The organism is Microbacterium sp. UBA7513 (assembly GCF_002478345.1).
Taxonomy (GTDB): domain Bacteria; phylum Actinomycetota; class Actinomycetes; order Actinomycetales; family Microbacteriaceae; genus Microbacterium.
Genome location: NZ_DLNJ01000028.1, coordinates 59,761 through 70,700 on the forward strand (window position 1 = coordinate 59,761; position 10,940 = coordinate 70,700).

Sequence of the window (10,940 nt, forward strand, 5' to 3'; positions counted from 1 at the left end):
CTCGAAGCATGGCATCCGACTCCTTCGTCCACCTGCACGTGCACAGCGAGTACTCGATGCTCGACGGGGCTGCGAAGATCAATGCGATGACGCAGGCTGCGGCCGATTACGGCATGCCGGCGATCGCGGTGACGGACCACGGGAACACCTTCGCGGCGTTCGAGTTCTACAACGCCGCCCGCAATGCCGGCATCAAGCCGATCGTGGGTCTCGAGGCGTACGTCACCCCGGGCACGCACCGCAGCGACAAGACCCGCGTGCAGTGGGGCTCGGCGGACCAGCGCAGTGACGACGTGTCGGGTTCGGGCGCGTACACCCACATGACCATGTGGAGTCAGAGCACGGAGGGCATGCACAACCTCTTCCGGCTGAGCTCGCTGTCGAGCATGGAGGGGTACTACTTCAAGCCGCGTATGGACCGCGAGCTGCTCCAGACGTACGGCAAGGGGCTCATCGCCACGACGGGGTGCCCGTCGGGAGAGGTGCAGACGCGGCTGCGGCTCGGTCAGTACGACGCCGCCCGCGCGGCCGCAGCGGAGTTCCAGGACATCTTCGGCAAGGAGAACTACTTCGCCGAGATCATGGACCACGGCCTGTCGATCGAGCGCCGGGTCATGACGGATCTGCTGCGTCTCGCGAAAGACCTCGGCATCCCGCTCGTGGCCACCAACGACTCGCATTACACCCACCAGCACGAGGCTGACGCCCACGCAGCCCTGCTGTGCGTGCAGTCCGGCTCCACGCTCGACGACCCGAACCGCTTCAAGTTCGACGGCGACGGGTACTACATCAAGACCGCCGCTGAGATGAGGCAGCTCTTCCGGGACCACCCGGAGGCCTGCGACAACACGCTCCTGATCGCCGAGCGGTGCGAGGTCGAGTTCAACACCTCGGCGAACTACATGCCGCGGTTCCCCGTGCCTGAGGGTGAGACCGAGGACAGCTGGCTCATCAAGGAGGTCGAGAAGGGCCTCCACTACCGGTACCCGAACGGCATCCCGGACAAGGTGCGCAAGCAGGCCGAGTACGAGACCGGCATCATCCTCCAGATGGGCTTCCCCGGCTACTTCCTCGTCGTCGCCGACTTCATCAACTGGGCCAAGGACAACGGCATCCGCGTCGGTCCGGGGCGTGGCTCCGGTGCGGGTTCGATGGTCGCCTATGCGATGAAGATCACCGACCTCGACCCTCTCGAGCACGGTCTGATCTTCGAGCGGTTCCTCAACCCGGACCGCGTGTCGATGCCCGACTTCGACGTCGACTTCGACGACCGCCGCCGGGGCGAGGTCATCGAGTACGTGACCCGGAAGTACGGATCCGAGCGGGTCGCACAGATCGTCACGTACGGCACGATCAAGTCGAAGCAGGCCCTCAAGGACGCCGGGCGCGTCCTCGGCTTCCCGTTCAGCATGGGCGAGCGGCTCACCAAGGCGATGCCGCCGGCCGTGATGGGCAAGGACATGCCCCTCGACGGCATGTTCGACTCCGCGCACCCGCGCTACAAGGAGGCCAGCGAGTTCCGGGCTCTCATCGAGACCGACCCCGAGGCGAAGACGGTCTTCGACCGGGCACTCGGCCTCGAGGGGCTGAAGCGGCAGTGGGGCGTGCATGCTGCCGGCGTCATCATGTCGTCGGAGCCCCTGCTCGACATCATCCCGATCATGCGCCGCGAGCAGGACGGCCAGATCGTCACGCAGTTCGACTATCCGTCGTGCGAGTCCCTCGGCCTCATCAAGATGGACTTCCTCGGCCTCCGGAACCTCACGATCATCTCGGACGCGCTCGACAACATCCGCATGAACCGGGGCGAAGAGCTCGATCTCGAGCACCTCGGTCTCGACGACCCCGCCGTCTACGAGCTGCTGGCCCGCGGCGACACGCTCGGCGTATTCCAGCTCGACAGTCCGCCGCTGCGTTCACTCATGCGGCTCATGAAGCCGGACAACTTCGGCGACATCTCCGCCCTCATCGCGCTGTACCGTCCGGGGCCGATGGGAGCGAACTCCCACACCAACTACGCGCTGCGCAAGAACGGGCAGCAGGAGATCACCCCGATCCATCCCGAACTCGCGGAGCCGCTCGCCGAGATCCTGGAGGAGTCCTACGGGCTCATCATCTACCAGGAGCAGGTCATGGCGATCGCGCAGAAGGTGGCCGGGTTCAGCCTCGGTCAGGCCGACATCCTGCGCCGAGCGATGGGAAAGAAGAAGAAGTCCGAGCTGGACAAGCAGTACGCCGGGTTCGCGGCGGGAATGACCGAGCGCGGCTTCGGGGAAGGAGCGGTCAAGGCGCTGTGGGACATCCTCCTGCCGTTCTCGGATTACGCCTTCAACAAAGCGCACTCCGCCGCGTACGGTCTCGTGTCCTATTGGACCGCCTATCTCAAGGCGCACTACCCGGCCGAGTACATGGCCGCCCTCCTCACGAGCGTCGGCGACTCGAAGGACAAGATGGCGCTCTACCTGAACGAGTGTCGCCGGATGGGGATCAAGGTGCTCCCGCCGGACGTCTCGGAGTCGATCAACTTCTTCGCGGCCGTCGGCGATGACATCCGCTTCGGTCTCGGCGCCGTCCGCAACGTCGGCACGAACGTCGTCGACGGCATCGTGCAATCCCGCAAGGATGAGCGGTTCACCTCGTTCCACCACTTCCTCGACAAGGTGCCGCTGCACGTCGCCAACAAGCGCACGGTCGAGTCGCTTATCAAAGCCGGGGCCTTCGACTCCATGGGGGACACCCGTCGGGCCCTCCTCGAGATCCATGAAGACGCCGTGGAGGCGGCGGTGGACCGGAAGCGCAACGAGGCTCAGGGCGCCATCGGCTTCGACTTCGACAGTCTCTACGACGGCATGGAGGAGGCGGCCCCCGCGAAGGTGCCTCCTCGTCCCGAGTGGATCAAGAAGGACAAACTCGCCTTCGAGCGGGAGATGCTCGGCCTCTACGTCTCCGACCACCCGTTGGCTGGCCTCGAGGTCCCGCTCGCGAAGCATGCCTCGATCTCCATCCACGACCTCAACAACTCCGAGGACCTGCAGGACGGCGATCAGGTCACTGTGGCCGGCCTCGTCACGAGTGTCCAACATCGTGTGGCGAAGGCGAGCGGAAACCCCTACGGCATGATCACCGTGGAGGACTTCAACGGCGAGGTCACCGTGATGTTCATGGGCAAGACGTACCTCGAGTTCCAGCACACTCTGCAGCAGGATGCGATCCTCGCCGTGCGCGGTCGGGTGTCGCGCCGCGACGACGGGCTCAATCTGCATGCGCAGTCGGCGTTCGCGCCCGACGTCGGCTCCTTCGACGCGGCGGGTCCGCTCTCGCTCGTCCTCGCGGAGCAGCGCGCCACTGAGCGGGTCATGACGGAGCTGGCGGAGGTACTCCGGCGGCACAGCGGGGACACCGAGGTGCTGCTGCGCGTGCACCGCGCGGGCACGGCGAAGGTGTTCGAGGTGCCCATGCCGGTGAAGGTCTCCGCCGACCTCTTCGGTGACCTCAAGTCACTGCTCGGACCAACCTGTCTGGGGTGAGCGGGTAGGATCGGGAGCCGTCGAGAGCACCGGAAAGACGTGGTGCGCCGATGAGGAAAGGACGACTATGAGCACGGATCTTCCCGAGCCGGACACCGAAGCGGTGTTCAGCGATGAGGACGGCGTCCTCTACGACGAGGAGGTCACGCCGGAGTACGGCATCCTCGGTTTCACGCTGCGCGAGCTGCTGATCGTGGGCGTATGGGCGGTCTCCTTCCTCGTCTCCTTCTTCCCCCTCAGCGGGGGCATCTCGCTGTGGGGCATCGGCATCCAGTGGATCCTGCCGATCGGCGTGCCCACCGTGGCCGTCTTCCTCCTTGTCCTCCGGCGTTTCTCGCCGGACGGGATCCGGAGAGTCGGGTCGCTCGGAATCGACCAGTTCGCCTCCGTGGCGTTCTCGGTGTCGGCCTGTGTCTGGGCAGGGAATCTGTGGCTCGCCCTCTCAGCCGTCATCTCCACCGGCAATTGGGGTCTGCCCTGGAACGCCGTCGTGCAGGTCATCACCTCGACCGCGCTCGTCGTGCTCACCGTCTTCGCGCCGCTCATCCCGGGGCTCAAGGAGGACTTCCAGGGGCGTCTCGTCACGCTGGCGCACCGCAACGCCAATCCGGTGCGCCCGGTGATCGCACGGCCGCGTCCCGAGGCGACGTCGAGCGGATCCGCCGCCGAGTCCCCTGCGGCCGCCGAGTCTCCCGCTGCGGCAGCCGAGGGCGAGACAGCCGTCATCTCCGACGCCGACGCCGATGCCGAGCAGGGCACCGCCGACGCGGACGCCGCCGATCTCCGCGACACCGACACCGACACGAGCGATGTGTCGGCGAGCGGCGCAGATCGCGTCCCTCTCACCGCGCATGCCTCGGGTGGGGGAACCGGAACCGTGCCGGTCTCCGCGGAGGACGAGTACACACCGGTCTACTCACGGCGCTCCCGCGGAGAGCAGCCGGAGATCGTTTCCGACACCGGCAGCATCGAGTCGCTGCTGGGCGCCAAGGCGCTCTCCGAGGAGGAACTCGCGGCCGCGCAGGAACCGGCATCGGATGATGCGACGGCGGTGCACTCCGTCATCGACGATCACCAGGCAGCCGCCCCGCGTCGGAACGCGCCCGAGGCGCAGCCCTTCTGGATCCTCGCCCCGACGGAGCGCGACGTGCACGACGAACGCGGAGAGCCGATCTTCCGCATCGGTCCGACCGCCTGGGCGCTGGTCATCGAGGATCGGGGCGGGGCGTTCGTCGTGCGCCACGATGACGGGCGCATCGGCTACCTCCACGACATCGCCGGCATCACGAAGGGCTGACATGCGCACGATCGATCTGCGGGGGCGCGAGCTCTCGCCCGCTGACATGCTCGCAGCCGTTCCGCGCGCGACCCAGGCGCGAGCCGAGGCGCTCGACACCGCCGCGCGTCTCGTCGACGACGTTCAGGATCGCGGCGAGGACGCGCTGCGGGAACAGGCGGAGCGGTTCGACCGGGTCACCGGGCACGCCGTGCGGGTGCCGGAAGCACACCTCGCGGAGGCGCTGTCGAACCTGGCTCCGACGGTCCGCGCTTCCCTCGAGGAGGCCATCCGACGTGTGCGCCTGGCCTCGGCCGCGCAGGTTCCCGCACCGCAGGTGACGCGGATCGGCGAGGGAGCGACCATCACGCAGCGCTGGCAGCCGGTGGCCCGTGTCGGGGTCTACATCCCCGGGGGCAAGGCCGTCTACCCGTCGAGCGTCGTCATGAACGTCGTTCCCGCGCAGGTCGCGGGGGTGCAGCAGATCGCCCTCGCCTCGCCGCCGCAGGCGGACCAGGACGGTCGCGTCCACCCGACCATCCTGGCCGCCGCGGCGCTGCTCGGGGTCTCCGAGGTCTATGCGATGGGCGGAGCTGGAGCCATCGGTGCGCTCGCCCACGGTGTCGCGAGCCTGGGGCTCGATCCCGTCGATGTCGTGTCGGGACCGGGAAACAACTACGTCGCGTCGGCGAAGCGGGCCGTCGCCGGGGTGGTCGGCACGGACTCCGAGGCCGGCGCGACCGAGATCCTCGTCGTCGCCGACGCCGACGCCGACCCTCGTCTCATCGCCGCCGACCTCGTCAGCCAGGCCGAGCACGACGAGCAGGCCTCGGCCGTCCTCGTGACGGATGACCTGGAGATCGCGGAGCAGGTCCGCGCAGAGGTCGAGCAGCAGGCCGCGCGCACCCGGCACAGCGAACGCGTCAGGGCCGCGCTGTCCGGCCCGCAGTCGGCGATCGTGCTGGTGGACGACCGAGCGACGGCGGCCGCGTTCAGCAACGCCTACGCCCCGGAGCACCTGGAGCTGCACCTCGCGGATGCGGAGGAGGCGGCAGCCGCCTTCACGAGCGCCGGTGCCGTGTTCGTCGGCGACCAGACGCCCGTCAGCCTCGGTGACTACATGGCCGGAAGCAACCACGTGCTGCCCACCGGTGGTCAGGCTCGCTATGCACCGGGCCTGGGCGCCTATACGTTCCTCCGCCCACAGCAGGTCGTCTCCTACGACCGCTCGGCCCTGGCCGCTGTTCGGGAGGGTGTGGTCGCGCTGGCCGAGACCGAGGTGCTCCCGGCCCACGGCGAGGCGATCGAGGCCCGCTTCACCGCGTAGGATCTGTCAGATGCACTGCCCCTTCTGCCGTCACCCAGACTCCCGGGTCATCGACTCCCGCACCAGCGACGACGGGCTCTCGATCCGTCGGCGCCGTCAGTGTCCGGAATGTGGAGGACGGTTCTCCACGACGGAGACGGCGAGCCTCAACGTCATCAAGCGCTCCGGCGTCATGGAGCCCTTCAGCAGGGAGAAGGTCATCTCCGGTGTGCGCAAGGCCTGCCAGGGGCGTCCCGTGACGGAGGCGGACCTCGCGATCCTGGCGCAGCGGGTGGAGGAGGCGGTCCGGCAGACCGGCGTCTCCCAGCTCGACACGAACGAGATCGGCCTCGCCATCCTGGGGCCGCTCCGTGAGCTCGACGAGGTCGCCTTCCTCCGCTTCGCGAGCGTCTACCAGGCGTTCGACTCGCTCGAGGACTTCGAGTCCGCGATCAGCGACCTCCGGGCCGACCACGCGAAGGCGGAGGCGGCGGACCGGTAATCTGGCAGGGATGTATCCGCTGCTCTTCCGCGCCGTCCTGTCGCGCTTCGACCCCGAGTTCGCCCACCACGCCGGCATGGCGGTGATCCGCGTCCTCGGTGTGCCGCCGCTCTCGTGGGCCACCCGCGCGATGACCCGCCCCGACCCTTCGCTTCGCGTCGAGGCCCTGGGGCTGACGTTCCCGTCGCCGTTCGGCATCGCGGCCGGGTTCGACAAGAACGCCGTCGGCGTCCGCGGCCTCGCCGCGCTCGGCTTCGGGCACGTCGAGGTCGGGACGGTCACCGCCGTCCCGCAGGAGGGCAACCCGAAGCCGCGCCTGTTCCGACTGGTCGCGGATCGCGCGGTCATCAACCGCATGGGCTTCAACAACCAGGGCGCGGACGCTGCCGCCCGCCGCCTCGCCCGCCTCCGCCGTGGCGCCCCCGACACGGTGATCGGCGTGAACATCGGCAAGAGCCGCGTGGTGGATGTGGAAGACGCCGTCGACGACTACGTCGCCTCCGCCACCCGCCTGGCTCCGCTGGCCGACTATCTCGCGGTCAACGTCTCATCGCCGAACACTCCGGGGCTGCGGGGCCTGCAGGCGGTGGAGACCCTGGCGCCGTTGCTGCGCGCCGTCCGTGACGCGGCCGGGTCCACCCCGCTGCTCGTGAAGATCGCCCCCGATCTGTCGGACGATGAGATCACCGCGATCGCGCGGCTCGCCGTCGAGGAAGGGCTCGCGGGCATCATCGCTCACAACACGACGATCAGCCGTGACGGACTGCGCACCGATGCCGCCGTCGTCGACGCGGCGGGCGCGGGCGGTCTGTCCGGTGCTCCACTCAAGCAGCGGTCGCTGGAAGTCCTCCGGGTCGTGCGCGCCGCGGTCCCCGAGGATTTCTGCGTGATCGCGGTGGGCGGCGTCGAGACGGCCGCCGACGTGCAGGAGCGTCTGGATGCCGGGGCCACCCTGGTCCAGGGCTACACGGCGTTCCTCTATCGCGGCCCGTTCTGGGGTCGCGAGATCAACCGAGGACTGGTCAGTCCGGGTACTGCCCGCGCTTGACCTGCGGCTTGGGCAGGCGCATGAAGCGCATCTGCAGGGCTCGCATGCCGGCGTACCAGCCGAGACCCTTCTCGACGCGGTCCTTGCCGAACTTCGCGGCCGCCTTGCGCTTGACCCGCATGCCGAGGAGGATCATGCCGCCGATCGCGATCACGAGGTACGCCATCATGAACAGGTACGCGTAGAACGAGATCATCATGTTCGTCGGCAGCAGCGAGGCCAGGATGACGAGCACCATGACACCCATCACGAACTCGGCGGGGTGCCAGCCGGCGTCGACGTAGTCGCGTACCCATCGGCGCTGCGGGCCCTTGTCACGCGCGGGGAGGTACTTCTCCTCGCCGGCGGCCATGCCGGCCTGCGCCTTCGCGCGGCGCTCGTTCAGCTCGGCGCGAGCCGCGGCCTTCGCCTCCTTGGTGTTCGCCACGAGGGGGCGGCGACGCGCAGCCTCCTGCTCGGCGCGGGTCGGCGTCGCGCGTCCCTTGCCGACGGCAGGCGTCTGGGGGGCGTCGTCGTTCGTCGAAGGGGAGGCGGGGGTAGTGGCCACGAGGTTCCTCGGTTCGCTGGGGTGGGTCGCCTTAAGATTACTCGCATGACCTCACCTGCACTTCCCAGCGAGTCCGACGCCGCCGTCCTCGAAGCCGTCGCCACCGGCATCCCCTCCGCGCTGTCGGACCTCGGAAGCCTCGTGCGTATTCCCGGCATGGCCTGGCCCGCCTTCGACCAGGCTCAGCTCGAGCGCAGCGCCGACGCCGTCGCCACGCTCGCGCGCGGCACCGGGGTGTTCGACGAGGTGAGGGTGCTCCGTGCCGACATCCCCGGCACAGACGAGCAGGGCCAGCCGGCCGTCCTGGCGACCCGCGCCGCGCGGAACGGCAAGCCGACGATCCTCCTCTACGCCCACCACGATGTGCAGCCTCCGGGGGATGACGCCCTGTGGGAGACGCCGCCGTTCGAGCCGACCGTGCGCGACGGGCGCCTCTACGGCCGCGGAGCCGCGGACGACAAGGCGGGCATCATGGCGCACATCGGCGCGATCCGAGCGGTCGCCGACGTGCTCGGCGACGACCTCGACCTCGGGATCGCGATGTTCGTCGAGGGGGAGGAGGAGTACGGCTCGCGGTCGTTCGCGCAGTTCCTCTCCGACAACAAGGACGCCCTCCGCGCCGATGCGATCGTCGTCGCGGATTCCGGCAACTGGGATTCCGTCACGCCGGGCCTGACCGTGTCTCTCCGCGGCAACGCCCGCTTCACCCTGAAGGTGCGCACGCTCGACCACGCCTCGCACTCCGGGATGTTCGGCGGCGCCGTGCCCGACGCGATGATGGCGACGGTGCGACTCCTCGCCACGCTGTGGAACGAGGACGGCTCCGTCGCGGTCGACGGGATGACCGCTCGGGATGCCGAGACACCCGAGTACACCGAGGAGACGCTGCGCGACGAGGCCGGGCTCCTCCCGGGGACGACGCCCATCGGCGACGGCACGATCCTCAGCCGCATCTGGAACAAGCCCTCCATCACGGTCATCGGCATCGACGCGACGAGTGTCGCTGCCGCGTCGAACACGCTGCTCCCGGAGGTGACCGTGGTGATCAGCGCCCGTGTCGCGCCCGGGCAGTCCGGCCAGGATGCCTACGAGGCTCTGGAGCGTCACCTCCGTGCACACGCGCCCTTCGGCGCCGAGCTGACCTTCTCCGATGTGGACCTCGGCAACCCCTTCCTCGTGGACATCAGCGGGTGGGCCGTCGCGCTGACCCGGGAAGCCATGCGTGACGGGTACGGGGTGCCCCCGGTGGATCTCGGTGTGGGCGGGTCCATCCCGTTCATCGCGGATCTCGTGCGGGAGTTCCCGCAGGCGCAGATCCTCGTCACCGGTGTGGAGGATCCGCACTCCCGCGCGCACAGCCCCAACGAGTCGCTGCATCTGGACACCTTCCGGCACGCCGTAGCGACCGAGGCACTGCTGCTCGCCCGTATGAACGCGCGGGAGATCTGAGCCTTCCGTCCGCACCGGCGGTAGAATCGTCGGAGAGCCCGTACCCGGCCCGTCCTGAGGAGCGACATGAGCGACACCACCCTGTCCGCAGAGACCACGAGCGCACACGGCGTCACGCTGACGGATGCCGCCGCCACGAAGGTGAAGAACCTCCTGGAGCAGGAGGGACGCGACGACCTGCGTCTGCGCGTCGCCGTGCAGCCGGGCGGCTGCTCGGGCCTGATCTACCAGCTGTACTTCGACGAGCGCTACCTCGAAGGCGACGAGACGGTCGACTTCGACGGTGTCGAGGTCATCGTCGACAACATGAGCGTTCCCTACCTCGACGGTGCCTCGATCGACTTCAAGGACACCATCTCCGAGCAGGGCTTCACGATCGACAACCCGAATGCGGCGGGCAGCTGCGCCTGCGGCGACAGCTTCCACTGACACGTTCTTCCCGCGAACGGCCGTCGTCACCTCGTGTGACGGCGGCCGTTCGGCGTCTCAACCTGCATGGTTGGCATGAATCAGGTGTGAGGTTGCTCTAGACTTGAACATGCCTTGTCCGCGATCTGAAAGGTGCATCGTGCCCTCGAAACGCCGCCTTCGTTGGGCCGCACTCCCTGTGGGAGTTGTGGCAGCTGTGGCTCTGGCGGGATGTACTCCCACCGAGCTGAACGGCTTTCTACCGGGCTTCGTGGACGGTGGTCCGGCAGCAACCAACCAGACGGAGCGTGTCTCGTCCCTCTGGGTGAACTCCTGGATCGTTCTCCTCGCGGTCGGCGTCGTCACCTGGAGCCTCATGGCCTGGGCTGCGATCGCGTACCGCCGGCGCAAGGGCCAGACCGGCCTGCCGGTGCAGATGCGCTACAACATGCCGATCGAGATCTTCTACACGATCGTGCCGCTCATCCTCGTGCTGGGCATGTTCTTCTTCACGGCTCGCGATCAGACCGAGATCGAGGCGAAGTGGGACGACCCCGACGTGGAGATCACCGCGATCGCCAAGCAGTGGGCGTGGGACTTCCAGTACGACGGTGAAACCGATGAGGACACCGTCTGGACGATGGGCATCCAGGCCCAGCCGGACGCCGAGGGCAACATCGACCAGGCCGAACTGCCGACGCTGGTGCTCCCCGTCGACCAGAAGGTCACGATCAACCTGCAGTCCCGAGACGTCATCCATTCCTTCTGGATCATCGACTTCCTCTACAAGAAGGACATGTTCATCGGGAAGGACAACTCCTGGTCCTTCATCCCCACTCGTGAGGGCGAGTACGCCGGCAAGTGCGCCGAGCTCTGC

Annotated in this window: 9 protein-coding genes; 8 read left to right on the forward strand and 1 reads right to left on the reverse strand. The window is 68.2% G+C overall.

Features of this window, described 5'->3' with window-relative positions:
* Positions 1-8 precede the first annotated feature (8 nt).
* The 5 genes from dnaE (at position 9) to B2W79_RS15060 (ending at position 7,659) form a co-directional block, all read left to right on the forward strand.
* Entirely contained in the window at positions 9-3,527 is a 3,519-nt protein-coding gene (gene dnaE / locus B2W79_RS15040; RefSeq protein WP_071329831.1) for a DNA polymerase III subunit alpha, read from the forward strand.
* Positions 3,528-3,594: 67 nt separating this feature from the next.
* Positions 3,595-4,824, forward strand: a complete 1,230-nt coding sequence (locus B2W79_RS15045) for a hypothetical protein (RefSeq protein WP_292790771.1) — start codon at positions 3,595-3,597, stop codon at positions 4,822-4,824.
* A 1-nt stretch (position 4,825) separates the two neighbouring features.
* A complete protein-coding gene (hisD, locus tag B2W79_RS15050) occupies positions 4,826-6,130 on the forward strand; it encodes a histidinol dehydrogenase (protein WP_071329829.1) in 1,305 nt (434 codons plus the stop codon).
* Between the two features lie 10 nt (positions 6,131-6,140).
* A complete protein-coding gene (nrdR, locus tag B2W79_RS15055; protein ID WP_025105071.1) occupies positions 6,141-6,611 on the forward strand; it encodes a transcriptional regulator NrdR in 471 nt (156 codons plus the stop codon).
* A gap of 10 nt (positions 6,612-6,621) precedes the next feature.
* Complete coding sequence (locus B2W79_RS15060; RefSeq protein ID WP_292790775.1) at positions 6,622-7,659, forward strand: quinone-dependent dihydroorotate dehydrogenase; 1,038 nt, start codon at positions 6,622-6,624, stop codon at positions 7,657-7,659.
* Here the strand turns inward: B2W79_RS15060 and B2W79_RS15065 are convergent.
* On the reverse strand, positions 7,634-8,206 hold the full coding sequence (locus B2W79_RS15065; RefSeq protein WP_060921218.1) for a DUF3043 domain-containing protein: 573 nt from the start codon (positions 8,204-8,206) through the stop codon (positions 7,634-7,636). The two genes, B2W79_RS15060 and B2W79_RS15065, sit on opposite strands and share 26 nt — an antisense overlap.
* A 45-nt stretch (positions 8,207-8,251) precedes the next feature.
* Between B2W79_RS15065 and B2W79_RS15070 the strand changes: the two genes are divergently transcribed.
* The 3 genes from B2W79_RS15070 to B2W79_RS15080 all read left to right on the forward strand — a co-directional run.
* Positions 8,252-9,655: a dipeptidase gene (locus B2W79_RS15070; protein WP_292790778.1), complete on the forward strand. Its 1,404-nt coding sequence runs from the start codon at positions 8,252-8,254 to the stop codon at positions 9,653-9,655.
* A gap of 66 nt (positions 9,656-9,721) precedes the next feature.
* Positions 9,722-10,084, forward strand: coding sequence for an iron-sulfur cluster insertion protein ErpA (gene erpA / locus B2W79_RS15075; protein WP_071329826.1), 363 nt, complete (start codon positions 9,722-9,724; stop codon positions 10,082-10,084).
* Between the two features lie 139 nt (positions 10,085-10,223).
* On the forward strand, positions 10,224-10,940 hold a 717-nt coding region (locus B2W79_RS15080; protein ID WP_292790783.1), incomplete at its 3' end, for a cytochrome c oxidase subunit II.